Origin of the sequence: Duganella violaceipulchra (genome assembly GCF_019166075.1) — a bacterium.
Taxonomy (GTDB): domain Bacteria; phylum Pseudomonadota; class Gammaproteobacteria; order Burkholderiales; family Burkholderiaceae_D; genus Rugamonas; species Rugamonas violaceipulchra.
The window spans coordinates 203,430-228,182 of the sequence record NZ_JAHTGR010000013.1; the positions used below are offsets into that span (position 1 = coordinate 203,430).

Below are 24,753 nucleotides of genomic sequence, written 5' to 3' on the forward strand. Positions count from 1 at the left end.
ATCGCGGTATCGCTAAGCCACAAAAATTCATTAGACGCGCCCTCGCAGCTGCCGCAGCATGAATTCCTGCATCCGGCAGACACAAAACCTATAAAGCGAGACGACAAATGAACAAACAGCTACTCAAGCGATGGGCGGCGGCGACAGCTATCGCCTTCTGCGCAGCAGGCGCACATGCCGCCACCTGGACGCTCACCGGCTCCCTCATCACGCACGACCCCAGCGTGTACAAGGAAAACAGCACCTGGTGGATCACCGAGACCAGTGATACCGGCATCGGCGTGAAGTACTCGCCGGACGGCCACGCCTGGACCCAAGGCGTCAGCATCTTCGGCGGCGGCCTGTCGTGGTGGAGCCAGTACAACAACAACTCCAAGACCGTCTGGGCGCCGGACATCCACGTCTGGAACGGCAAGGCGATCCTGTACTACGCGGTGTCCACCTTCGGCTCGCAGAAATCGGCCATCGGCCTGGCCACCGCCACCAGTATCGCAACGGGGAACTGGACCGACAAGGGCGCGGTGCTGACGTCCGCACCGGGCAATAACTACAACGCAATCGATCCCAACTTCTTCGTCGACAAAGCGGGGCAACCGTGGCTGTCGTTCGGTTCCTTCTGGACCGGCATCTATACCACGCGCGTCGACGCGAACACCCTCAAGCCCACCGGCAGCTGGTACCACCTGGCCGCCGACAGCACCGGCATCGAGAACTCGTTCATCATGTCGAACGGCTCGTACTACTACCTGTTCGTCTCCAAGGGCAAGTGCTGCGATGGCGCCAACAGCACCTATCACATCTCGTACGGCCGTTCGACCAGCGTGACCGGGCCGTATCTGGACAAGAACGGCGTCGACATGGTCAACGGCGGCGGCACCACGCTCGATGCCGGCGGCGGACGTTTCATCGCGCCCGGTGGAGAGTCGGTGGCCAACGGGGTGATGGTTCGGCATGAGCTGGATAGCCAGAACGGCTACAACGGCGTCCTGTTCATCAACGACCTGACCTTCAGCGGCGGCTGGCCGACGTATTGATGAAAGTAGCGGCGGCATTCATGGCGCTCGCTGCGGCCTTCCTGTTCACCGTCTGGGCAGGAAGGAACGCGCCAACGCAAGACCTGCCCACCGAGGCCAGGATCTCGGTGGCGCCCCACGCTGCCGACCGGCCGCCGCCAGCGCCGACAAGCGCCGCCGCCAATCCGACAAGCGAAATCTCGCTCACCGACAATCAGGACCTGATCGCCGATTTCGCGCTGCGCAAGGTGATGGACGGCTTTCTGCTCTACCGCAGAGAGGCCGGCCGAATGCAGGCGCTGGCAGACCATCTGCATCGCGTGCTCCCCGCCGGCGCGGCCGCCGAAGCAATCCGGATCGCGGCCAACTACCAGGCCTACCTGACCGCACATGACGAACTGCTGGCGGCCCAGCGCTTCACATCAAACGACGCGGCATCGCAGGACCTGAACCGCATCGGCAGCTGGCAGCAGCAACGCCAGCAATTGCGCATCCGCACGCTCGGCGAACGCATCACGCTGGAATGGTTTGGCAATGAAGATGTTTATCTGGGACAGGCGCTCGACGAACGGCGCCAGCGCAGCGAAGGCCATCCGCCCGCCGCCGACGCCGCGCCGGAGGACCAGGCAGCCCATGACCAGCATATGCAGCAGGCCGTGAACCAGGCCATCGCCAGCTATCAGCGGGCAGCCAGCGCCAATTGATGCGCCAGCGCGTTGTGGCGCTCGATCACGACCGGCAGGTCGATCGTGCACAGCACACCGTCGCGCACCACCACCTTGCCGTTGATGATGCTGTACGAGACATTCGGTGGCGTGCAGAACACCAGCGCCGCGACCGGATCGTGCAGCGCACCGGCAAAGCCTATTGTATCGAGCTTGAACATCACGATGTCCGCCGCCATGCCCGGCTTGAGCGCGCCGATGTCATCGCGGTTCAGCACCTTGGCGCCGCCCAGCGTGGCAACTTCCAGCGCCTGCCGCGCCGTCATCGCGTCCGGACCGAAGCCCACGCGCTGCAACAGCATCGCCTGCCGCACTTCGCCCATCATGTGGCCGGAATCGTTGGAGGCGCAACCGTCCACGCCCAAGCCCACCGACACGCCGCTGTCGAGCATCTTGCGTATCGGCGCGATGCCCGACGCCAGACGCATATTCGAGCAAGGGCAATGCGCGATACCAGTGCCGGTGCGGCCGAACATGTAGATGCCATCGTCGTCCAGCTGCACGCAGTGCGCGTGCCAGACGTCGTGGCCCACCCAGCCGCAATCCTCGGCATATTCGGCGGGCGTCATATTGAATTTTTCGCGGCTGTAAGCGATGTCGTTCGCGTTTTCAGCCAAGTGCGTGTGCAGCGACACGCCGAAGCTGCGCGCCATCGTCGCGGCTTCCTTCATCAGATCCCGCGAGACCGAAAATGGTGAACACGGCGCCACCACGATGCGCTGCATCGCGTAGCGACCGGCATCGTGATAGGTTTCGATCAAGCGTTGCGTGTCCTTGAGGATCGCGCCCTCCTCCTCCACCACGCGGTCCGGCGGCAGGCCGCCCTTGGACTGCCCCACGCTCATCGAACCGCGCGCGGCGTGGAAGCGCATGCCGATCTTGCCGGCCGCCTCGATGCTGTCATCGAGCTTGCAGCCGTTGGGGTAAATGTACAGGTGGTCGCTGCTGGTGGTGCAGCCGGACATGATCAGCTCCGACATCGCCGCCAGCGTCGACACGTTGACCATCTCCGGCGTCAGGTTGGCCCAGATCGGATAGAGGTTGGTCAGCCAGTTAAACAGTTCGCCGTTCTGCGCGGCGGGAATCACGCGCGTCAGGCTTTGGTACATATGGTGATGGGTGTTAACCAGCCCGGGCATCACCACGTGGTTGGCCGCGTCGATGATTTCGTCGGCCTGCTGCGGCAGGTCGGCGCTGCGACCGACTTGTTCGATCACGTTGTCCCGGATATAGACGGCACCGTCGGCGATTTCACGGCGCTCGTCGTCCATCGTTACCAGCACGCGCGCATTTTTGATCAGTAGGGTTTTAGTCATGTTCTATGATGGTTAAACACTGCGGAAACAATGCGCGGGCACTGCGGAAACAGTCAGGTTGATATTGAGCGTATTTTAAGCTGCTTCACGCTCGGAGGTTAAAAAAGCCTGCGGTGGCACTTCCTCTTCTTCATCGTCGTCGGTCAATTCCACCGGACGTTCAGGCAGCACCAGGTTCAGGGCAACCGCGACCAGCGCGCCAACCGTGATGCCCGAGCCGAAGACTTCCTTGACGAAGGCAGGCAGCTGGGACAGCAGTTCCGGCCGCACCGTCACCGCCAGGCCGCAGCCGATGGACACCGCCATGATGACGCCGTTACGCTTGGTGTGCTCCACGTGGCTCAGCAACTGCACGCCGGCCGAGATGATCATCGCGAACATCATCAAGCCCGCACCGCCCAGCACTGGTTGCGGGATCGTCACCACCACCGCGCCCAGCACCGGGAACAGGCCGGCCAGCAGCAGCATCACGCCGGTCAGCGCCACCACGTGGCGGCTGGCCACACCCGTCAACGACACCACGCCGACGTTCTGCGCGAAGGTCGATACCGGAGGGCTGGACATCAACGCAGCGAAGGCCGAGCCGACGCCGTCGCACAGGATGCCGCGCGCCAGCGTCTTGCCGCGCATCTTGGTGTTGGTGGCGGCGCCCAGCGCCATGAAGGTGCCGGTGGTTTCCACCATCGTCACCAGGTAGGCGATCGCCATCGCAACGATGCCGGCCACCGGGAAGGTCATGCCGTAATGGAGCGGCTGCGGCAGCGCGAAGATCGGCGCATTCTGCACTTGCGTGAAGTCGATCATGCCCAGCGAGACGCACAGCAGGTAGCCGATGAACATGCCGATCACCACGGCAGCGGCGGATACAATCCCCTTGCCGAATTGGACCAGCATGATGACCGTGACAAGCACGAAGGCGGCGATGCCCAGGTTGAGCGGCGATCCATAAACAGCGCCCGGCGCATGGCCGCCCGCCGCCCAGTCCACCGCCACCGGCACCAGCGACAGGCCGATCATCGTCACCACCACGCCAGTGACGGCGTGCGGGAACAGCTTGCGGATCTTCGGCATGAAGCAGCTACCGACGATCATCACCACCGAAGCCGCCAGGGACGAACCAAGGATCGCCGGAACGCCGTGTTCGAGACCGATGCTGATGGCCGCGCCGACGAAGGCGAAACTAGTGCCCATCACGCAAGGAAGCCTGATGCCGACTGGACCTACGCCTTTGCACTGAATGATCGTGACGATGCCTGAGCCGAGCAAGGCGGCGTTGATCAGGGTGATGATCTGGTCCGCCGGCAGTTTGAGCGCGGCGCCCACCACCAGCGGCACGGCGATGATGCCGCCCAATGCGGCAAGCATGTGCTGCGCCGCCAGCAATATGGTTGTGAATAGGGGTGGTCGGTCCTCGACCTGAAATAACAAGTGATTCATAAACGCGTCTCCGTCTGTCTTTTTTATTGGGCGTTACTTTGCAACTACTACCCACACGGGCTGCCCTTAACCGTGCGTAGAAATGATGCTTAGCAACGCAACAGCTCGTGACCGGCGCGTTTAATTGACAACGATATTGCGCCTCGTCGGATACATTGTCAACGAATTTTGTATACAATTTTTCTATCGAAGCGCACCGTCTTCACGCAGCGTGGCGATCGCCAGATCGAGGAAGGCGCGCAGCTTGCGGGACGAATGCCGGCCTTCGTGGTGCACCACGCTGACCGGCACCGCTGCGGCCTCGTAGGAGGACAGGATGGTGCTCAAACGGCCATTGGCCAGGTACGGCGCGGCCATGTAGGACAGCACACGGGTGATGCCGAAGCCGTCCAGCGCGGCGCGCAAGGCGGCGTCGTTGCTGGTGCTCCTCAGGCGCGGGTGCACCTTCACGGTTTGCGGTTTGCCGTCGTACTCGAAGCGCCAGTCATTGGTCGCCGTGACGGCGGTGGCGGCGATCAGGTCATGGCCGGCCAGGGCCTGTGGTGTAGCGGGCACGCCACGCTCGGCCAGGTAGGCCGGCGCCGCGCACACCACCTGCCGCACCTGCCCCACCCGCACCGCCTGATAGCTGGAATCGGGCAAGGCGCCGATACGGATCGCCGCATCCACGCCCTCGTCCATCATGTTGACCACGCGATCGAGGAAGCGGCATTCGACATCGGTTTCCGGGTAGCGCCGCAGGTATTCGGTGACGATGGGCGTGACGTACATCGCGCCGAACATCACCGAGGCGGTGATCACCAGCCGTCCGCGCGGCGCACCGTGCGCGCCGGCGGCCGAGGTTTCGGTTTCCGCCACGTCGGCCAGGATGCGGCGGCAATCGGCGGCGTAGCGCGCGCCGGTTTCAGTCAGCCGCACCACGCGCGTGGTGCGCAGCAGCAGGCGCACGCCCATGCCCTCCTCCAGCTCCGTGACGGCGCGCGTGACCACCGGCGGCGAGATCTTCAGCTTGCGGGCGGCGGCGGCGAAACCACCTTCATCGACGACTGCCACAAAGATCGCCATGGCGGAAAGCTTGTCCATATTATTCCCAAATTAGAAATAGTTTATTGCAAAAACAACGGATTCTCATTATCCCGCACATCGATGAAACTACAAGTGTTCGCTGAACAAACAACCCAACCTAAAGGAAAACCACCATGAACCGTATCGCCACCATCGAAACCGCCACCGCCAACGCCGAACAAAAAGCCCTGCTGGACGCCATCCAGGGCCAGTTGGGCATGGTGCCCAACTTCCTGAAAGTGTTCGCCAATTCGCCGGTCGCGCTGCGCGCCTTCCTGGGCCTGCACGGCGTGGCCAATGGCGGCTCGCTCGACGCCTTGACCCGCGAGCGCATCGCCCTGGCGCTGGCGCAGCAGAACAGCTGCGAATACTGCCTCTCCGCCCATACCGCGATCGGCCGCAAGACCGGTTTGAACACCGAAGAAATGAACGCCGCCCGCAGCGGAAACAGCACCGATGCGCAAGCCGATGTCGCGGTGAAGTTCGCGCAAAGCCTGATGGAGAACAAAGGCGCTGTCAGCGCCATCGAGCTGGCCGCCATTCGCAGCGCGGGCTACAGCGAATCGGACATCGTCGAGATCATCACCCACGTCGGCATGAACTTCCTGACCAATATTCTCGCCAAAGCCAGCCACGTGGAGATCGATTTCCCGAAAGTCGAACTGAAAATCGCAGCCTGATTTCACACTGATCGAGGAGCACATCATGGGATGCGCCTATTCCGATATCACCTTCACGCCGGCGGTGCGTGAGGTTCAGAGCAGCATGGGGAGCCGCGCCCGTTATGCGTTTCTCGACCAGATGGAAGAACGGCAGGACAGCCTGGGCGAAAGGGAAATCGCCTTCATCGAAGAGATGGATCATTTTTACCAGGCCACCGTCAGCGAGACCGGCTGGCCTTATGCGCAGCATCGCGGCGGACCGAAAGGCTTCCTGCGCGTGCTCGACGCGAAAACCCTGGCCTTCGCGGACTACCGCGGCAATCTGCAGTACCTCAGTGTCGGCAACCTGAAGGTGGATGACCGCATCTCGATGATACTGGTCGATTACGCGAGGCAGGTGCGGATGAAAATCGTCGGCCGCACACGCATCGTGGAAGCGGCGGACGATCCGGCCTTGATGGAGTTGCTGCAGATGCCGGGCTACAAGGCCCGAGTCGAGCGCGCCTTCATCATCACCGTGGAAGGCTACGACTGGAACTGCCCGCAGCACATCACGCCGCGCTACACCGAGCAGGAAGTCACCGCCATGACCGCGCCCCTGCTCGCCCAGCTCAAGCAGCTGAAGGAGCAGGTGGCAAAGCTCACGGCGCCAACCGGCACAACTTAGTTACGGGGCGGCATACAGATAAGCGCAACCCTTGTCGGCAGGGTCGTGCTGCATGATGCGGTCATACAAACCGGCGTTGCCGGTCAGGGTGCGGTCCATATCCTCAGGCAGCAGCAGGCCCGCTGCAATCTGGCGTTGCGCGGCGGCGCGCACGGCGGCGACAAAATCGTCGCGGGTGGGATAGCGCGCCTCAAGGCTCGGACGCGGATCGCCGCTGACGGCCCGTTCGGCCTCGGTGCGGGCGAACGGAACGAAACTGCCGTCGAAACGCGACGTAGCCCAGGCAAATCCGGTCTCCGGCGCGCGCAGGTTCCAGCCGGTATGCGTGCCGAGCGGCGCCTGGACCTCAACCAAACGCACGCCGCCCTTGTCGTTGCCGTCCGCGTCCGGCACGGGCACGCGGGTTTCATATTCGTCGCCGCTATCGGGCGGAACCTTGTCCGCTATGCCCTGCTTCGCGAACCTTCTACCGAAGTCCAGGCGCGGCTCGCGCAGGTTCTGCTCCGGAGGCGTCAGGCCTAAGCCTGCCGGGAAGATGGCGCGGTAATCGGCCACCGTGGTCAGCGTGCGGTCAGCCAGTTGCGGATAGGCGCTGGCCGGAGGCTGCTTGCCTTTGCTGGTCCAGTCGTCCAAGGCCAGGACCAGCGCGCGCATCGGCAGATAATGGTCGCTGGTCGATACGCACGCGGTGAACGGCGCACGCGTGCGCGAGCGGCCCACGTAATGCTGCGCCCCCATGAAGCCATAGATGCGCACATTGTCCGCCGGCGCCACGTCCTGCATGCCGTCCGGTGTGGTGGCGATCAGCGATGCGCCGCGATTCCAGAACTCGGTCGAGGTGTTTGCGATGATGAGTTTGGGCAGCCGCCCCTGTTTGTCGCGCGCATGATCGAGATAGGATGCGGTCTGGCCGCTGACAGGATCGCGCGACGGCGCGGTGGTGAACGGGAAAGCGTCCGCTGGATAGTCGTGCTCCTCCAGCATCGACGGATGGCGCGTCGGCTGTGCGAAGCGGCTGTTGAAACCCGCCGAGCCACCGGCGCCCGGCACATGAAGATAGGCGCCACTAAAGACCAACTGGCCCGATTCGTCCACATTCAAGCCATCGTGCAGCATGCGGCCGATCACGCGGCCGGACTGGCTGATGCCGAACATCAGCACGTTCTTCGGCACGGGCGCGCCTTCAAACGGTTTGTCGCGGAAGTAGGCCAGCAGATCGCGGATGCCGGCCAGGCCGGCGCCGGTCACGTATGGATCTTTCGCGACGTAGGTCAGTTCGTAGATCGTATCGGGCTTGAAGCCGTCGTCCAGCCGCACGCGGCCAGGGCCGCCCGCCTGCTCAGGCGCGACAAAGTGCCAGCTGCTGCGAGGGACAAGACGGCGCTTGTCGCCGGGACGCGCGCGCATGGTCAACTGTGCGTGCGGATCGTTGGGCGTGGCCGGTTCGTAGGTCAGGCCGCGCATGCCGGCGTAGGTGGCAATGTCCACCGGCGCGTTGACCGTGAACTCGTTCTGCACCCTGCCCTTGACGCCCTGGGCGAGAGGCGGAGCAAACACCAGCGGCCGCGCGCCGGGGGCTGGCGGCGCCACATCCCAGGTCCAGGCGGAGAACAGCATCGAGAAACCGTGCCGCATCAGGAAGCCGTCACCGGCGTCGGCGGCGGTGGCCGGATCGTTGTTGGCCGGGCTGCGGCCGTTGATCTGGCCCAGCATGGCAATGCCGCCCCGGTTGTTGACATCGTAAATCAGACTGGATGGCAGGCCGCCCGCAGGCCGCAACAAAATGAACTCGCTGGAAAACAGCACACGTCCGCGCGCATCGCGCGGTGCGCGCTTCAAATCGACGATGGCCGCGTTGGCGGCCGCTTTCGGGTCCAGCGCAAAATAGGCGATGCCGCGTATTTTTTCGTAGGCGCCTGCTTCGCCGTAAGTCACTCCCGGCGCAAACGGAGCGCGTTCCTTGATCTCGATCCGCTCGACGGCGGCCAGCGCCGTTACCGACACACTCACCATCGCCAGCAATGCCAGCTTCCGTTTGATCAGCATACGTCCACCCATTGTCCTTGCGTGATCGTCACCAGCATGTCCGGCGCCATCCGCACCACACTGTTGACCGAACCTGCGGCCGGCAGCACTTCGTCGAAATCGCGCAGCGATTCGTCGACATACACCGGTAGCGCCTGCGCCAGGCCGAATGGGCAAACGCCGCCGACCGGATGGCCGGTAGCCTCGACCACCTCTTCGGCCGGCAGCATCTTGCCCTTGCCGAAGGCCTCGCGGAATTTGCGATTGTCGATACGCGCGACGCCGCTGGCGACCAGCAGGATCACGCGGCCATCGCGGACACGGAAGGCCAGCGTCTTGGCGATGCGCCCCGGCTCGACGCCATGTGCTTCAGCCGCCAGCGCCACGGTGGCGGTGCTGACATCCAGCTCCACGATCGGAAGATGAAGGTCTCGGGCGAGGAAAAACTCACGAACGGATTGTAGGCTCATAGGTGTTTGCAGGTCAGGTTGGTGTATCGACTTCGTCCCAGTCGCGGTCTTCGAATTGCACCAGCCAGTTCAAGGCTTGGTGACGCTCTTGCAGCACGCCGTCGTTCAGCCCCGCCGGAGTGGCGGTCTTCTTCAATATCGCCTGGCGTGTGGCCCAGTGCAGGCGGTAGTGCAGATCCAGCGCATCCAGGATCTCCGCCGCCGGGCGCATGGCCAGCTGCTTGCGCAGGCCTTCGGTGCCGCGATCAATAACGGTGCGCGAGATCGCGGCCACGTCGCAGATCGCGTCGGCGAACGGCAGCGCCACCTGCAGGCCAAGCGCCCATTGCAGCACAAGGATGGCTTCATACCGCCACAGGAACTGGGTGGTTTCCTGCTCGGCGGGGGTCTCCTTGGCGAGGAAAGCCCGCTCCGCATCGGTCAGGCTGGCGAAGGCTGGAGGAAAGCGTTTTTGCAGGTCGTTGACAGCGATGGCGCGGCCGCCCGCCAGCGATTCCGCGCGGATCGCGACTACGAACAGCGCCAGCATCCTGCGCAGCACATCCTCGGGGGTGCGCAGGCGCAGCTCAGGCTCGGAGACCAGCGGCGGCAGTGTTGCCGGCACCGCGACCTTGCGGGCGGCCAGCAGCTCGTCCGAGCGCGCCTTGCGCTGCCAGGCCTGCGGCGGGTACGGAACCACGGCTTGCGGATCACCGTCGTCGCCGGTGGCAGCCAGCAGAATGCGGCCTTGCGGATCGCGCACGCTGCCGTCGGCCATGAAGACGATGGCGTTTGCGGCCTCCGCCCACGCGGCGAAGCTGTTCATTGCGCCGGCCTCGATGGACAGGCCGACATGCTGGCGCACGCGCTGCACATGACGGATCACATGATAGCGGACCTGCGTCATGCGGCCTTCACCTGCTTGGGCCAGGTGGTTCATGAATCCATTGAGATGGGGCTGCAATTCGGGATCGGACAGGTCGCGCCGTGCATTGAGCAGATGCGGGAAGCCAGGCTTGGGAACCTCCGCTACCGTGCAGTAGGCGTTGATCAGAATGTGTTGGCTGGTGTCTTTGGGGGAGAACAGGTGTTTGAGTCGGTTTAGCATAATTTGCTGGACAGTTTGCGCTGTCCAGCAGTGTAGCAGAGCCGCGCGCGGTTCTAGTTACTCAGCAACAGGCTGAGGATCACGCCGGTGGCGACGGCGACCAGCACGTAGTCGGCGCCGGTCTGCACCCAGTGGTAGCCGCGTGGTGGGGCGCTGAGGCGATGGCCGCGCCAATCGTCGACCACGTATTGACGGCCGCGGTACTCAGGTGGCAGCCGGCCGCCTTTGCGCAGGTCATGGCGCGGGCCGGCGCCACGGTCGTGGTCCCGGTTGTCGTCATGGTGGTAGTCGGAGCGGTCGTTGCGGCGTTCGTCGCTGCGATCGTAACGGTGGTCGTTGCGGTCTTCGTACTGGCTATGACCAGGACCGCCACGTCGGCCGTTGTCGTGACGATCCTGCGCGGCTGCGGGACCGATGCCGGCCACGCTGGCAGCCAACACGGCCGCCACTATCATGTTCTTGTTCATTTCAGCTCCTTGGGGTTCGCTGCGGATGAGCCAAGGTACGCCGCCAGCCCACAAGGTTCTGTACGTTGGCGTACGCAGCGTATTACATGGGCGCCGCCGGGATGTCGTATTCGATCAGCGTTTCGTCATCCCAGCTGGTGTCGGCCAAAGGCGGTGAGAACACATTTTTGTACTTGGGGATGAATGGCAGCGGCAGGCGTCGATCGCCGGACACCAACGTCACGCCGGCTGCGTTCAATGGCGCCTGGTAGCGCAGCTGAACACTCTTGATGTGACAAGCGCCGCCAGCAAGCGAGAGCCCACTGCGAATCAGGAAGGGTATGTCCTCCCGGTTGACGGCCCAGCCGATCTCGCACTCCATGCGCAGGTCGCCCAGGCGGCGCGCGTTCGCGGGCACGCCGGGGGTATGAATGTCGCCGCGCCAGCGCACCAGACTTTTCCTCTTGTTGGTGACCAGATCCGCCTTGTCGTCGATGGCCGCCTGGATGCGCGGCAGGACAAAAGTGCCATCCGCCGCGATGGGGACGTTTTCGGAGGTATTGTCGCCGGCGATACGCAATGTGACGCCGTCCACCTGTGCGCCCGGTGTGGCGGACACCAGCTTGAATTTCATTGGTGCGGCGGGCGCGTACTTGCGATGCTCGTCGAATGCATCCACTCCTTTCAGCATGACCTTGTAGGACTTCAACTCAGGATTCTTTACGCCGCCCACTTCAACCACTTGCGGCGCCTCCACCTCGGCCTCGGGGACTTCCTGTGCGCCGGCGCTGCTACAGGCCAGCAGCAGGCTTAAAATAAGTAATTCGTGTTTCATAAATCCTGATTAGCGCATATCGAGCACACGGGCGCGACGTGGTGGAGGGAAAGCCAGATCCAGCGCGGCCAGATCCAGCGGGGAGAGTTTGATATCGGCGGCGGCCCGGTTGGCGCGCACATGTGCCGGATCGGTGGCCTTGGGGATGGCGATCACGCCGCCCTGATGCAGCACCCACGCCAGCGCGATCTGCGCCGGTGTCACACCGTAGGCATCGGCGACGGCGCGCAGGCCGGGGTTGTCCAGCAGCGCGGCCTGTTCGCGGCCGTGCGATTCCAGCGGCGAGTAGGCCATCAGCGGCATGCCCTGCTGGCGGCACCACGGCAGCAGATCGAATTCGACGCCGCGCTTGCACAGGTTGTACAACACCTGGTCGGTGGCGACGGCGCCGCAACCGACGGCGTCCTGCATGCTTTCGAGGTCGAAGTTGCTGACGCCGTAGGACTTGATCTTCCCGGCCATCTTCAGCGCTTCGAAGCCGGCGATGGTCTCGTCCAGCGAGTAGTGGCCCTGCCAGTGCAGCAGGTAGAGATCGATGGCATCGACCTTCAGGCGGCGCAGGCTGCGCTCGCACGCGGCCTGGGTGCCTTCGAAACTGGCGTTGTGCGGATAGACTTTGCTGACCAGGTAAACCTCGTCGCGCCGGCCGGCGATGGCGGCGCCCACCACTTCCTCTGCACCGCCCTCGCCGTACATCTCGGCGGTGTCGATCAGCGTCATGCCCAGGTCCAGGCCCAGTTGCAGTGCGCGGATTTCATCGTTCTTGCGGGCGGATTCCTCGCCCATGTTCCAGGTGCCCTGCCCCAGCACTGGCACCGTTGATCCCGAAGGGAAGCTCACAGTTTTCATCGTGGCACCTGCCGTTAAAAAACGTATGGTATTCCCAACCGTGCCTTTCAGGCAAGCACCGTCGGCCGGCCATTATCAGTAACGCCCGAATGTCCTTGTCGGCCACCACTGTGCTGCCGCGGATGACCGTGTCGCGTCCGCTGCTGGCGCTGACGCTGCCGCCGCTGAGCAGGCTGCCCACCTGCGTCACTACGTCGCCGCTGGCCGAGGCACCCACCACGCTCTGGTTCTGGCGGATCTCCTTGTCGTACAGCTTGCTGCCCGGATCGTTCTGCTTGCTGATGTTGACTTCGTTGACGACGGCACTCACCGTCACATCGCGCCCCGCCAGCAGCGTGCCGTTGCCGGCGGCGCCGATCGCCACCTGCGTGCCGCTCAGCTTGATGTCCTGGCCGGCCACCAGCTTCAGGTCGCCGCCGCTGGCAACCTGGCCGGTCTTGTACGTGGTGGCGCTGTCTTTTTCCGTGAAGCCGGCCACCTGCGAGGCGTAGGCGCTGCCGGTTTGCAGCGCGTTGAAGTTGACGTCGCGCCCCGCGACCATGCCGACGCTGGCGCCGGCGATGGTGCCGCCGGTGTCGGTCACGTCGCGTCCGGCCTTGATCGCCAGCGCGCCGCCGGCCGTGATGCTGGCCTGGTTCGACAAGGTGGTGTAGCTGCCGCTGGTATTGACGCTGGCGTATTCCTGCTTGACCGTCAGCGACTGGTTGAGCACGTCGCCCCCGGCCTGCAAGCCGACCGCGCCGCCCTTGATGGCGCCGCCCTGGTTGACGATGTCCTGCCCCGCCACCAGCAGCGTGCGGCCGTTGGCGCCGTCGATCAGGCCGCCATGGTTGACGATGCTGTCGCTGGTCTGGATGCTGACGCCGTCGCCGGTCACCAGTGACGCAACGCTGATGCCGCTGGTCAGGAATGTCTAGTGACGGCTGTTACCACACTCCCCCATCTGCGCGGTTGCGGCCCTAACGCTTACCGCCTAACCACATTTTCAGGAAACCAGGTTTTGCCACAGGCCGCTTTGCATGCGTGCTCGGTCCATTCGGCCGCAGCAAGTCACCCGGATAATGCTCATGTCCCAAGCACAAGGTGTCGTCGATATCAAATACTTTTGCCACGACCGCTGCTTCGATGCACCACCGCCCAAAATAGCTTCCTTTCTCCAAAGGGTGCTTTACCGGATCGCCATAGATATACCACCAAAGTTCGTCCTTACCCTTGCGTGCCAACTCTGGATACCAGTTATCCACGAACTCGCGTAAAAACTTTGGCCGCTGATCCTCGGACGCATCTATCGCTTTGAGCAATCGGGCATAGGGTTTGGGATGCAACAGGCGGGTGCCAATGGTTCGATCTATCTGACGAGTTGCCATTACGCGATCGAGCAACTCATCCTGCCCAGCTGCATCGATCAGCATCACCAAACGGTTCCATTGATCATCCTGAATACCTAACGTGAGCGCCAGGCCTACCAGCCAGAAGCACAAGTTATAGTGGTTCAAATTAGCAAGGTCAAACGTCCAGTCGCGGCAATTTTTTAAATGATGCTCTTCATACACCTTCTTGGTCAGACGGTTAGAGAGCTCCCACGCATCGAGTATGCCAAAAAAATGCCTGGCCAATTCACGGATGGGGTCACCTCGCGAGTACATTCGTAGAATCAACCGAAGAAACTCAGATGACGCGTCCAGCGAATATTGTGGATCGTATACCGGATTCTGACTAGGAAGTGCCAACGCAGAAAGCATTTTTACTGTTCGAGCCTGACTGTGTTCGACCCATTTATCCCAATAAGCCATATCTCCCATTGAGTCGCGTATCATGGTTTGGCTCCGTTCAGGTTACTCTTCGGAAGAATTATCTTGGACATATCTATTGCCTTAGGTTTGCCAAATGTATTCAAGACTTGCAGTTCAGTGGCGCCATCTGCGCGTGTGGTTACAACCCACGTTTCGGTCCGCCCAGCTTTGACGGAGTCAGCAATGTCTGCAGCTAGCATCTCATTCCCAACCGCCTTCTCTATGCGCTTACTGCCAGCAGTCCAACTCGTCGACCCCTGTAAACCATCTGCGGTGCTACCTAAAGCTGACGCCCCAGTTTTACCATCCGTCCCTACAAATTTGTATTCAATCACCACGTAATCCACACCCGGACGGTTCACCTTGTACAGGTCATCAATCCCCGTCTCGCCAACACCAGGGATACGCGCCAACTTCTGACCATCTGGCACAATCTGCCTTACCGTATTTTGACCAAACAAATCTCCCATCACACTTTTTTGTGCCGACGTGAGACTCTTTAAATCCAATAGAGCTTGTCCATTGACATCCAGCACGCCGCCGCTGTTCAACAATGCCTTGGTAGCCAATTTATCGACACCGCTGAGAACTAGCGGGCTCAAAGTAGCTTTCACACCATCAATCATAGCAGGTGACATGCCAGCCATTGCATACGTCGCAGCCGCTGCTTGTGGACTTAGCCCCAAGCTTTGCAGTACCTGCTCACCATAGGTTACGGCCCCCTGTCCCGTTATCGCCTTTTTGGTGCCAGCAATCAAGTTGTCAGTCAAGACCGTACCGCTTACAGCGGCTGCCACACAGCCAATGCCGGTAGTGCACGCAAGACCATCGCCCGACAGCCCTGCCGCCGACAGCCCAGCCTGTACTGTCCCCTCCAATCGCGTACCGATCTGGTTTCGCGACAGCCCGTCCTGGAAACCCATCCCAATCGTGTACTGGAACAGTGGACCGTAAATCCTGCCGTCCTGTCCTCGCTGACCGTCGAGCAGAGTCCGTTCCGCCGTCATGCCCTGCCCCATGTCTTGCATAGTCTTCAGGTAGGCATAAGCGGGATCGTCCTTCGGAACACCTTCAGCGCAATGCACCAGCGCGCAGGCAGCGGCCACCAGCCTTGCTTCCTGCTGAGGATCGCCTTTTGCCAACTCGCGAATACGCTTGATTTCGGCGTCATGTAATTGCCGATTATTCGTGTCCGTGGCGAGTGCAGCCGCACCGCCTGCCGTGCCACCCACAGCGGAGCCAATTCCCAGCGCAGTAGCTTCGGCCAACCCCTGTGAAATAGTCTTCGCCAGTTCAGGATCGACGCCTTGTGCCACCAATGCGTCTCGGGCTTGGACTTGCAGATCATCCAGAACTTTGGCCCTATCAGCGACCACACCAGCGCCAAGGGCTCCGCTTAGCCCGCCAGTCAATCCACCGCTGACGGCATGCAGCGCTACGCGATACGCGCCACCCTCGTCCCATTTTTCAGCCTCAGCCAACAATATCTTTTGCTTATCCACATCCGTCTCGCTCTTGGCCTGCTTCACCAATGCATCGCGTTGGTCACCAGCATATTGAGCAATCGCTTTCGGCGCCTGCTTGCTGAACTCCTGCGTAATAGCGATCTGAGCGTCGACATCCTTCTGCAACTGCTGCGCATCCCAGCCCTTGACCAAAGCGCCGGCCTTGGCCGCAGCCGATTCCGTCGTCACGTCGCGATCCACGCCTGCCACGGCTGTCGCCGCATCCTTGCCCGTCGCCAGTTGCTTGACCTCGTCGGTGATGGCGATCAGGCCGCCGCTGATGCCGCTTGCCGTCGTGCTGCCCTGGTCGCCACTGGCCGAGCCGAAGCCGCCGCTCGCGCCCGGTTTGCCATCGGCGGTGGCAGCCTCTTTTTGTTCCTTGCTCAACGTGTCGGGCAGCTTGCCTTGGTCGCCGAGCTTGCCGCTGACCGAACCGGACAACGCAAAGCCGCCGGCATCATAATGGTCCTTGTTCTGCAAGTCGCTGGTGGTCAGGCTGCCGGTGACCAGCACGTTGCTGCCCCGGTCGATGGCCGTCTGGCTGCTGCTCAACAGGCCAGCCTTCAGATCGGTATTGCCTGCCACCGCCACCTGGAAGCCGCCTTCGCCGGCCTTGATGCCGCTTTGCTCCAGCACCGACAGGAAGTCGCCGTCCACATGCGACTTGCCGATGCTGCCGCCAACCGTGCTGGCGCCGTAGCAGAACGGTGGAATGCACAGGCTGGCATTCAGGCCGGAACTGCTTTGCTTGCTGTTGAACTTGCTGCTGTCCTGCAGGCTCTCGATGTTCAGGTCGCCGCCGATGTCGGCCACCACCGTCGGCGCCGCGATCACGCCGCCCTTGAGCGTCGTATCACCGCCGCTGCTCAAGTTGACCTGGCTGCCGGCCGTGACGTGGCTGTTGGTGTAGCCGATGTCGTCGCCGTCGGCCTTGCCGCGCGCCTGGCTGACGGCCAAATCGATCGTGAAACCGTTCGATGTGCCGCCGATGCCAAAGCCGATGCCGATGCTGCTGCCGCTGGAACTGTTGGTGCTGTGCTGGCTGGCCGTGCTCTGCGCCGCCAGCAAATTCACCTGGTTGTCGGCCGACAGGTTGACGTCCTTGCCGGCGGTGATGTCGCTGCCGATCGCCGTCAGGTTGCTGTCCTTGCCGGCGCCGCTCGCGTTGATGGTCGCGCTGCCGCCGGCCGAGACGGTGGAGCCCACAACCGTATCGCTGGCGTGCACCACCGTGCTGTCGCTCGTCTGGTTGCCCAGGCTGATGCTGACCTTGATGCCCGTGTTCTGGACCGCGTTGTAGGCCTTGTAAGCATCTTGCAGGCTGCCCACCGCGTTCAACGCCGCCAGCGCCTGCATGCGGCCGTCGCTGGTGTTCTTCGCCGCGCTGACCATGCTGTTCGCGCTCTTCAACGCATCCACCAGCGGCATGCTGACCGTGCCACCGATGGCTGTCTTGTTGTAGATCGTATGGTCGCTGCTGTCGCTGCTGTTCATGGCAGTGTTGATCAGCACGTCGCTGGCGCCGATGTCGATATCGCCCTGCGGCGCCTTCACCTCGCTGGCCGTTTGCGTGTACTGCTCGCCCGCCTTCAAGGTCACATTGCCGCCCAGGCTGGCGATCTGGCTGCCCACCTGCGTCACGCTGGCACTGGTGCCGTCGCTCGCGCTCTTGACCGTGCCGATGGCCGGCTGGAACGTCGTGCCGATCGACCCGGACTTCTTGCTGCCGCTCGACGACGCGCCTTCGCTGCTGTTCTCGGCGCTGACGATGCTCAGGTTGCGCCCGGCATCGACGACGATGTCCTTGTCGGCCACCACCGTGCTGCCGCGGATGACAGTGTCGCGTCCGCTGCTGGCGCTGACGCTGCCGCCGCTGAGCACGCTGCCCACCTGCGTCACTGTGTTGCCGTTGCCGGCCTTGGCCTGTTCGCTCTTGCTGTAGCCGAGCGCGCCGGAGGCGACATTGAACGAGAAGCCGCTGCGTTCGTGTTGTTCGCTGTGCTGCTCGCTGCCGCTCTGCTGCGCGCTGGCCACCAGCAGGTCGCGGCCCGCGTTCAGGGTCAGCGCGCCGGTGGCGCTCAGCTCGCTGCCGGTGACGACGATGTCCTTGCCGGACTGCACCGAGACCGCGTCGCCGCTGACGCTGCTGCCCACCACCTTGCTGACGTTGCTGTAATCGGCCGAGCTGTTGCTGCTCTTCTTGAACATGCTGCTCGACTCGTCATGGTGCGCCAGGTCGGTCAGATGGGTCTCCTGCACCTGCGTGATGCTGACGTCGCCGCTGGCCGCCAGTTGCACCTTGCCGCCGCCGGCCAGGCTGCTGCCGGCGATCGCCAGCGAGCCCAGGCCGCTGTCGCCGGCCTTGACGGTCAGGTTGCCGCCGGCCGTCACCGAGGCGCCCACCACGTTCTGGTTCTGGCGGATCTCCTTGTCGTACAGCTTGCTGCCCGGATCATTCTGCTTGCTGATGTTGACTTCGTTGACGACGGCCGCGATGCTCACATCGCGCCCCGCCAGCAGCGTGCCGTTGCCGGCGGCGCCGATCGCCACCTGCGTGCCGCTCAGCTTGATGTCCTGGCCGGCCACCAGCTTCAGGTCGCCGCTGCTGGCGACCTGACCGGTCTTGTAGCCGGTGCTGCTGTCTTTTTCCGTGAAGCCGGCCACCTGCGAGGCGTAGGTGCTGCCGGTTTGCAGCGCGTTGAAGTTGACGTCGCGCCCAGCGACCATGCCGACGCTGGCGCCGGCGATGGTGCCGCCGGTATCGGTCACGTCGCGCCCGGCCTTGATCGCCAGCGCGCCGCCGGCCGTGATGCTGGCCTGGTTGGAGAGCGTGGTGTAGCTGCCGCTGGTGTTGACGCTGGCATATTCCTGCTTGACCGTCAACGACTGGTTGACCACGTCGCCCCCGGCCTGCAGACCGACCGCGCCGCCCTTGATGGCGCCGCCCTGATTGACGATGTCCTGCCCCGCCACCAGCAGCGTACGACCGTTGGCGCCGTCGATCAGGCCGCCACGGTTGACGATGCTGTCGCTGGTGTTGATGGCGACGCCGTCACCGGTCACCAGCGCGCCGCTGGCCTTGACGGCGTCGGCGCCCGCATGGGCCAGGTAGACCTTGGGCACCAGCACGTTTTCCACCGTGCCGTCCGGCAGGCTGACCGTTTCCGTTTCCATCCAGACGATGTCGCTGGTCAGGTGGCTGATCTGGTCGGCGCTCAGCGCGATGCCGGGCCGCAGGCCGTATTGCTGCGCGACGCTGATGCCGCTGGTCAGCAATTCCTTGTAGCGGCTGTCGTCGCTCTGGCCGCCGGTGGGTGCGCGGCCGGTCAGTTCGATCAATTGGTCGCGCACCAGGCGCTGTTCATAGAAGCCGTCGCCCAGACGTTTTTGCGTGACGGCTGGATCGGTGTCGAGCGCCTTCAGCAGGTAGTCGCTGCTGATCCAGTCGCCATGATTGGCGAACTGCGGACGGGTTTCGAACACGTGGCTGCCGTTGGCGTTCGGGTTCAGCAGCGACAGCCCGTTCGGCGTCACCTTGACCACCGCGCCGCTGTTGGCGGCGTTCTGCGCCAGGCTGGCGCCGTGGCCGGAGTTGACGTCGCCAAGCGCCTGGCCACCGGCGCCGCTGCCGTGCGCCGCGCCGCTGGTCGCAGCCGAGCTGGCCTTGCCGATGGCGTTGACGTTATCAATGTCGCGGGCGCCGTTGTAGGCGCCGCTACCGCTGGTATCCAGACGCGTATGTCCCTGGTTACCGAGGCCGCTGCCGCCCGCCAACGCGGCATCCGTCGCCTGGTTGGACAAGCCGCTGCCGCCTGCTTGTGCACCCAGCGCCGCGTTGTTGCCGACACCGCTAGCACTGGCTTGCGCGTCAAGCGCAGCCTGGTTGGCGACGCCGCTAGCGCCGGCTCGCGCGCCATGCGTCACCTGGTTGGCGATGCCGCTAGCGCCGGCTTGCGCACCTTGTGCCGCCTGATTGGCGATGCCGCTGGCGCCGGCTTGCGCACCTTGCGCCGCCTGATTGGCGATGCCGCTGGCGCCGGCTTGCGCACCTTGCGCCGCCTGACCGGCGATGCCGCTAGCGCCGGCTTGCGCGCCTTGTGCCGCCTGATTGACGGTGCCGCTAGCGCCGGCTTGCGCGCCATGCGCCGCCTGATTGGCGATGCCGCTGCCGCCGGCCACACTGGCGCCGCCCGCGTTGTTGCCAACGCCGCTGCCGCCGACGTGGCCGCCGGCGCTGCCGCCACTGGCGCCGTTGCCGGTCGCATGGCTGGCGCCGCTGGCGCTGTTGTTGCCGGTTGCGAGCACGGTGACACTGTCGCGGATATTGCCGACCGTGCCGGCCGTGACGTCGACGTTGCTGAAGCTGCGGCCGATGATCGATACGCCTTTCCCGCCGGAGATCACGCCGGCGGCCGAGCCAATTATTTCGCTCTGCGATGGCATGGTGTAGGCAACGACCTGGCCGTCGTCGGTTTTCCAGGTGCCGTCGAAAGTGTGGTTGCGGTACAGCGTCGCGCCCTGGTTGATGATGGCTGCGCCGCCGTCGATGGCGAGGCCGCCCGTGGCCATGATCTGGCCGTACTGGTTGGTCAGCGCCTGGCCGACGGTCAGGCGCATATTGCCGCCGGACAGGATCTGCGCCACCGCACCGGAACCCGGAGCGATCTGGTCCTCTTCCGCCGTGTGGTGCGCCAGCCGGGATTGTTCCAGCTTGCCGGATTGCGGGGCCACCGCACGCGCCGTAACACGGATGATAGTCGAGGTCGGATCGTCGTACTCCGGCTGGGTCTCGAAGCGCACGCAGTTGGAGGAGCAATTGCCGTACTGGCTGGAATACGCGATCGGCCCACTGTTCCAGTGGTTGACGGCGCCCAAATAGAGGTCGGTCGGCGTGCCGGTTGGCCCGCCCTGGTCAGGGTTGGCCTGATTGTCCTTGCGGACCATATAGTACAGCACGCGCGTACCGTCGCTCATCGCAATGCGAAGGCGCTCCCCTTGCGCGCTGTAGGCCCCTGACGCGGCCCAGAAGAAGGCGGAGTCATTGGCGTGCGTACGGATGACCGCGCGGCCATAAGCATTGCCGTCCGGCGCAAACATGATCTTGTCTTCCAGGACGTCGTCAGGATTGACGTAGTAAAGCTCGCTTGGGACGTAATTGCTGGAGTTGGGGTCGTAGTTATTATGGTTGTCGCCATGATGGGACCAGCTCGGCAACGACATCTGCTTGGTCTCATCGACCGTCTGCACCTTGATCAGCGTAACGTTTTCGCGGATGTTGTTCACGCTGGCCGCGTTCAGCGACAGGTCGCCGGCCGCTTCAATGGTCGACGACATATTGTTGACCAGGCCGGTCGTACCGCCGTTCAGCGCGCCAGCGATGCTCAGGCTGCCGCCGCTGTAGATGCTGGCGCCGCCGGTGTTGTTGATGGTGCCAGCCACGCCCAGCGCCATCGTGCCCGTCGAGCCGAGCAAGGTGCTGGCGCCGGTGCTGTTCAGGTTCTGGGCCTCCAGGGTCAGGTTGCCGCCGACGATGGCATTGGTATTGTCGATGGTGCCGCTGCTCTTCAGGTCCACCGTTGCCGAGCCGTTGATCTGGCCGGCGTTAGTCAGGTTGCCCGCCGCATTGACCGCCACACCCCGCCCCTGCATCACGGCGCCGGCGTTGTTGCTGACGTTGTTGCCGCTCAGCGTCAGCTTGCCTACCGCCTCGAAGGTGGCGTTGTTGACGATATTGCCCGTCACCGTCAGGCTCAGGTCGCGGTTCGAATGGAACTGCGGGGTGCCGCCGCCCCGGGTGTAGTCGCCGTCCATGCTCAGCGCCAGGTCGCGGCCGCCTTGCAGTTCGCCGTTGCCTTGCAATACGTGAGTGACCACGACCAGGTCGCGGCCGGTGGTGATATTTCCGGCCTCGTTGCTCAGCTGTTGCGCAGTCAGGCTCAGGTCGCCATCGGTGCCTGCGCCGGTGCCGATGCGGCCGCCGTTGTTGTTGACCTGGTTGGCGACGATCTGCGCATTGCCGCCCGAGATGATCAGGCCGCTATTGTTCAGGTTGGCGCCGGCCTGGTTGAAGGTCAGCGTACCGCTGCTGTTGATCGTGCCCAGGTTGTCCAGCAATTGCGTCGCTTGCAAGGTCATGTTCCTACCCGAGGCGATGATGCCGGCGCCGCTGTTTTGCAAACTGACGGCGCCGAGCAGCAGGTTGCCGCCGCCGGCAATCACGCCGGCATTGCTCATCGTTCCCAAGCTGGTGACGCTGGCATCGCCGCTGCCGGCGTTGACGATGCGGCCGTTGCCGTTGTCGATGGACAGTGCTTTCAGCGTCAGTGCGGCGGTGGCGCCGGCCGCTTCGATCGCGCCACCGCTGTTGATCAGCGCGCCACCGGCATCGATCTGCAAGTCCTTGCCGGATTGGATGGTGCCCTGCACGTTGTCCAGCGCGCCGGCGATGGTCAGCACCGCCTTGCCGTCCGCCAGGATCTGCCCTTTCTCGTTGCTGAGGCTGACCGCGCTCAGCGCCAGGTCGGCGCCGCCGCTCTTGGCGGTGGCGATCTGGCCGTTATTGTTGTTGACGGCTTGGGCGACGATGGTGATGGCGCCGCCGGCGACGATCTTGCCGTCGTTGTTCAGATTGGCGCCGGCCTGAGTGAAGGTCAGCGTGCCGGCGCTGGTGATGGCGGCGTGGTTGTCAACTTGCTGGTCCACCGCCAGCAGCAGGTTGCCGGCCGTGCCGATGCTGCCGCCGGTGTCGTTCTTCAGCGTATGCGCGCTCAGCGCGAGATTGCCGTTGGCGGCGATCAGGCCGCTGTTGACAAGGTCGCCGCCGATCAGCACATTGGTATCGCCGATGCCGACGTTGACGATGCGGCCGCCGCTGCTGTCAAGGGTTGCCGCTGTCAAGTCCAGCGTGCCAACGGCGCCTTCGGCCTCGATGGTGCCGCCCGCATTGCCCAGCGCGCCCACGGCGCCCAGCTTCAGGCTCTTGCCGGCTTGCAGCGTGCCGGAGCCGTTGTCCAGGTCGGCGCCGCTGCTCAGCGTGGTATCGCCGCTGGCGAGTATCTTGCCGCCGCGGTTGCTGATGCTCTGGCTGGTGACGCTGATGTCGGCGCCGGATGCGCTGCTGGTGGCGATCTGCCCGCCATCGTTGTTGAAGCTGGCCGCGTTGAACGTGGCCGTGCCGCCGGCCATCATCTGACCGCTGTTGCTGAAGCTGGCGCCGGTTTGCGTGAAGCCGAGCGTGCCGACGCTGCTGACCGTGCCCTGGTTTTGCATCTGCTGCGTTACCGCCAGCTCCAGGTTGCCGCCGGCAGCGATAGTGCCGCCCGCGAGGTTTTGCGCGCTCTGCGCCGACAGCAACAGGTTGCCGTTGCCTCCGATCATGCCGCTGCTGACGATGCTGCCCTGGCTGCTGATGCTGCTATCGCCGTTGCCGACGTTGACGATGCGGCCCGCCATGTTGTCGATGGACTGGCCCTGCACCGCCAGCGTACTGCCGGCGGCCAGCGCTTCGATCACGCCGCTGGCGTTGCCGAGTGCGCCGCCAGCGCTCACCCGCATGTCACGGCCGGCTTGCAGCGTGCCGTGCGCGTTGTCCAGCGCGCCGTAAACGTTGACGACGGCGTTGCCGCTGGCCAGCACGCTGCCGCCGCGATTACTCATGGTCTGGCTGTCCAGGCCGATGTCCGCGCCGGAATTGCTCAGTGTGGCGATCTGGCCGCCATCGTTGTTCAAACTGCCCGCGCTAACGCCAATCCGGCCGGCGGCCGTCAACGTGCCGCTGTTAGTGACTTGCGAGATGGTTTGCCAGGAATCCAGCGTGCCGCCGCTGTTGATGGCGCCGCGATTGTCCAGCAACTGCGACAGCGACAAGGTCATCGAACCGGCGGACGACACGCTGCCGCTGTTTTGCAGGCTCTGCGCGCTCAGGTCCAGCGTGCCGTTGCCGGCAATGGTACCGCCGCCGCTGATGCCGCCCTGGGCGCTAACGCTGGTGGCCGCCGCACCGACATTGACGATGCGGCCGTTACCATTGTCAATGGCGCCCGCCTGCACGTGCATGGCGCTGCCGGATGCCAGGGCTTCGATCACCCCGGCGTTGTTGCTCAGCACGCCGCCAGCGTTGAGGCGCATATCCTGACCCGCTTGCAATGTGCCTTGCGCGTTGTCCAGCGCGCCGCCGACGTTGAACACCGCGTCGCCGCTGGCTTGCACCCGGCCGCCGTGGTTGCTCAGGCTCTGGCTGGCGATTACGATGCCGGCGTTGGAATTCGACAGCGTCGCGATCAGTCCGCCATCGTTGTTCAGGCTGCCGGCGGCGATGGTCGCCTGTCCGGCCGAGACGATCTGGCCGCTGTTGTTGACGATGGCCGTAGTCTGGTTGAACGTCAGCGTACCGCCGCTGTTGACGATACCCTGGTTGTCCAGCTGCTGCGCCACGTCCAGGCCCATCCGCTGTCCCGACAGCACGCTGCCGCCCGTCAGGTTGCGCAAAGACCCGGCCGCCAGATCGAGGCTGCCGTTACCGGCGATCAAACCACTGTTGGTGACCAGCCCCTGGGCGCTCACCGTAGCCGCGCCCGTGCCGACGTTGACCACGCGGCCGGCGCTGTTGTCGATCGTACTCGCCTGCAGCGTCAGGCTGCTGGCCGCCGTGACGGCTTCGATCACGCCGCTCGCGTTATTGAGTGCGCCACCCGCCGTCAATTGCAGGTCGCGTTGCGCCTGGATCGTCCCACGCGCGTTGTTGACGGCGCCGGTGACCGCCAGCGTGGCGTCGCCACTGGCCAGCACGCTGCCGCCCTGGTTGCTCATGCTCTGGCTGGCGATGACGATGCTGGCGCCGCTGTCCTTCAGCGTGGCGA

16 protein-coding genes are annotated in these 24,753 nt (G+C 63.9%); 4 read left to right on the forward strand and 12 right to left on the reverse strand.

The features are described from left to right. Positions 1–107: 107 nt before the first annotated feature. Together KVP70_RS23275 and KVP70_RS23280 are read left to right on the forward strand one after the other, a co-directional pair. Entirely contained in the window at positions 108–1,034 is a 927-nt protein-coding gene (locus KVP70_RS23275) for a family 43 glycosylhydrolase (protein WP_217944744.1), read from the forward strand. A 20-nt stretch (positions 1,035–1,054) separates the two neighbouring features. Beyond that, the gene (locus tag KVP70_RS23280) at positions 1,055–1,717 is read left to right on the forward strand and encodes a hypothetical protein (RefSeq protein WP_217944746.1); all 663 of its coding nucleotides are present in this window, start codon (positions 1,055–1,057) and stop codon (positions 1,715–1,717) included. Here the strand turns inward: KVP70_RS23280 and KVP70_RS23285 are convergent. The 3 genes from KVP70_RS23285 to KVP70_RS23295 form a co-directional block, all read right to left on the reverse strand. Then, the gene (locus tag KVP70_RS23285) at positions 1,693–3,054 is read right to left on the reverse strand and encodes an 8-oxoguanine deaminase (RefSeq protein WP_217944748.1); all 1,362 of its coding nucleotides are present in this window, start codon (positions 3,052–3,054) and stop codon (positions 1,693–1,695) included. The genes KVP70_RS23280 and KVP70_RS23285 overlap by 25 nt on opposite strands. A gap of 75 nt (positions 3,055–3,129) precedes the next feature. After that, positions 3,130–4,491, reverse strand: coding sequence for a nucleobase:cation symporter-2 family protein (locus tag KVP70_RS23290; RefSeq protein WP_217944749.1), 1,362 nt, complete (start codon positions 4,489–4,491; stop codon positions 3,130–3,132). Positions 4,492–4,674: 183 nt separating this feature from the next. Continuing rightward, entirely contained in the window at positions 4,675–5,574 is a 900-nt protein-coding gene (locus KVP70_RS23295) for a LysR family transcriptional regulator (protein WP_217944751.1), read from the reverse strand. Positions 5,575–5,690: 116 nt separating this feature from the next. Here KVP70_RS23295 and KVP70_RS23300 point away from each other — a divergent pair, with 116 nt between their 5' ends. Both KVP70_RS23300 and KVP70_RS23305 read left to right on the forward strand, forming a co-directional pair. Beyond that, positions 5,691–6,236, forward strand: coding sequence for a carboxymuconolactone decarboxylase family protein (locus KVP70_RS23300; protein WP_217944753.1), 546 nt, complete (start codon positions 5,691–5,693; stop codon positions 6,234–6,236). A 25-nt stretch (positions 6,237–6,261) separates the two neighbouring features. Next, positions 6,262–6,885 (forward strand): pyridoxamine 5'-phosphate oxidase family protein, encoded by a 624-nt coding sequence (locus KVP70_RS23305; RefSeq protein WP_217944755.1) that lies wholly within the window; start codon positions 6,262–6,264, stop codon positions 6,883–6,885. Here KVP70_RS23305 and KVP70_RS23310 read toward each other — a convergent pair whose 3' ends face one another. The 9 genes from KVP70_RS23310 to KVP70_RS23350 all read right to left on the reverse strand — a co-directional run bounded on the left by KVP70_RS23310 (position 6,886) and on the right by KVP70_RS23350 (position 24,682). Beyond that, a complete protein-coding gene (locus KVP70_RS23310; RefSeq protein ID WP_217944757.1) occupies positions 6,886–8,931 on the reverse strand; it encodes an alpha/beta hydrolase domain-containing protein in 2,046 nt (681 codons plus the stop codon). Beyond that, on the reverse strand, positions 8,925–9,380 hold the full coding sequence (locus KVP70_RS23315) for a YbaK/EbsC family protein (protein ID WP_217944759.1): 456 nt from the start codon (positions 9,378–9,380) through the stop codon (positions 8,925–8,927). The genes KVP70_RS23310 and KVP70_RS23315 overlap by 7 nt, the downstream gene beginning before the upstream one ends. Before the next feature lie 13 nt (positions 9,381–9,393). Further along, positions 9,394–10,467: a DUF4272 domain-containing protein gene (locus tag KVP70_RS23320; RefSeq protein ID WP_217944761.1), complete on the reverse strand. Its 1,074-nt coding sequence runs from the start codon at positions 10,465–10,467 to the stop codon at positions 9,394–9,396. Between the two features lie 53 nt (positions 10,468–10,520). Continuing rightward, positions 10,521–10,934: an RcnB family protein gene (locus KVP70_RS23325; protein ID WP_217944763.1), complete on the reverse strand. Its 414-nt coding sequence runs from the start codon at positions 10,932–10,934 to the stop codon at positions 10,521–10,523. Positions 10,935–11,016: 82 nt separating this feature from the next. Then, positions 11,017–11,748 carry a hypothetical protein gene (locus tag KVP70_RS23330; RefSeq protein ID WP_217944765.1) on the reverse strand — a complete coding sequence of 244 codons (732 nt, stop codon included), beginning with the start codon at positions 11,746–11,748 and terminating at the stop codon, positions 11,017–11,019. Between the two features lie 9 nt (positions 11,749–11,757). Further along, positions 11,758–12,597: an aldo/keto reductase gene (locus tag KVP70_RS23335; RefSeq protein WP_217944767.1), complete on the reverse strand. Its 840-nt coding sequence runs from the start codon at positions 12,595–12,597 to the stop codon at positions 11,758–11,760. After that, entirely contained in the window at positions 12,503–13,474 is a 972-nt protein-coding gene (locus KVP70_RS23340) for a hemagglutinin repeat-containing protein (RefSeq protein WP_217944769.1), read from the reverse strand. Before KVP70_RS23340 ends, KVP70_RS23335 begins: the two co-directional genes overlap by 95 nt. 82 nt (positions 13,475–13,556) lie before the next feature. After that, positions 13,557–14,414, reverse strand: a complete 858-nt coding sequence (locus tag KVP70_RS23345; protein WP_217944771.1) for a PoNe immunity protein domain-containing protein — start codon at positions 14,412–14,414, stop codon at positions 13,557–13,559. Beyond that, complete coding sequence (locus KVP70_RS23350; protein WP_217944772.1) at positions 14,411–24,682, reverse strand: hemagglutinin repeat-containing protein; 10,272 nt, start codon at positions 24,680–24,682, stop codon at positions 14,411–14,413. The genes KVP70_RS23345 and KVP70_RS23350 overlap by 4 nt, the downstream gene beginning before the upstream one ends. Positions 24,683–24,753 lie beyond the last annotated feature (71 nt).

Excerpts from the sequence above, each read along its gene's own strand:
- KVP70_RS23280 (WP_217944746.1), top strand. The coding sequence starts at position 1,055 with ATGGCGCTCGCTGCGGCCTTCCTGTTCACCGTCTGGGCAGGAAGGAAC.
- KVP70_RS23315 (WP_217944759.1), bottom strand. The coding sequence starts at position 9,380 with ATGAGCCTACAATCCGTTCGTGAGTTTTTCCTCGCCCGAGACCTTCAT.
- KVP70_RS23330 (WP_217944765.1), bottom strand. The coding sequence starts at position 11,748 with ATGAAACACGAATTACTTATTTTAAGCCTGCTGCTGGCCTGTAGCAGC.
- KVP70_RS23310 (WP_217944757.1), bottom strand. The coding sequence starts at position 8,931 with ATGCTGATCAAACGGAAGCTGGCATTGCTGGCGATGGTGAGTGTGTCG.
- KVP70_RS23295 (WP_217944751.1), bottom strand. The coding sequence starts at position 5,574 with ATGGACAAGCTTTCCGCCATGGCGATCTTTGTGGCAGTCGTCGATGAA.
- KVP70_RS23335 (WP_217944767.1), bottom strand. The coding sequence starts at position 12,597 with ATGAAAACTGTGAGCTTCCCTTCGGGATCAACGGTGCCAGTGCTGGGG.
- KVP70_RS23305 (WP_217944755.1), top strand. The coding sequence starts at position 6,262 with ATGGGATGCGCCTATTCCGATATCACCTTCACGCCGGCGGTGCGTGAG.
- KVP70_RS23325 (WP_217944763.1), bottom strand. The coding sequence starts at position 10,934 with ATGAACAAGAACATGATAGTGGCGGCCGTGTTGGCTGCCAGCGTGGCC.
- KVP70_RS23285 (WP_217944748.1), bottom strand. The coding sequence starts at position 3,054 with ATGACTAAAACCCTACTGATCAAAAATGCGCGCGTGCTGGTAACGATG.
- KVP70_RS23345 (WP_217944771.1), bottom strand. The coding sequence starts at position 14,414 with ATGATACGCGACTCAATGGGAGATATGGCTTATTGGGATAAATGGGTC.
- KVP70_RS23275 (WP_217944744.1), top strand. The coding sequence starts at position 108 with ATGAACAAACAGCTACTCAAGCGATGGGCGGCGGCGACAGCTATCGCC.
- KVP70_RS23300 (WP_217944753.1), top strand. The coding sequence starts at position 5,691 with ATGAACCGTATCGCCACCATCGAAACCGCCACCGCCAACGCCGAACAA.
- KVP70_RS23290 (WP_217944749.1), bottom strand. The coding sequence starts at position 4,491 with ATGAATCACTTGTTATTTCAGGTCGAGGACCGACCACCCCTATTCACA.
- KVP70_RS23320 (WP_217944761.1), bottom strand. The coding sequence starts at position 10,467 with ATGCTAAACCGACTCAAACACCTGTTCTCCCCCAAAGACACCAGCCAA.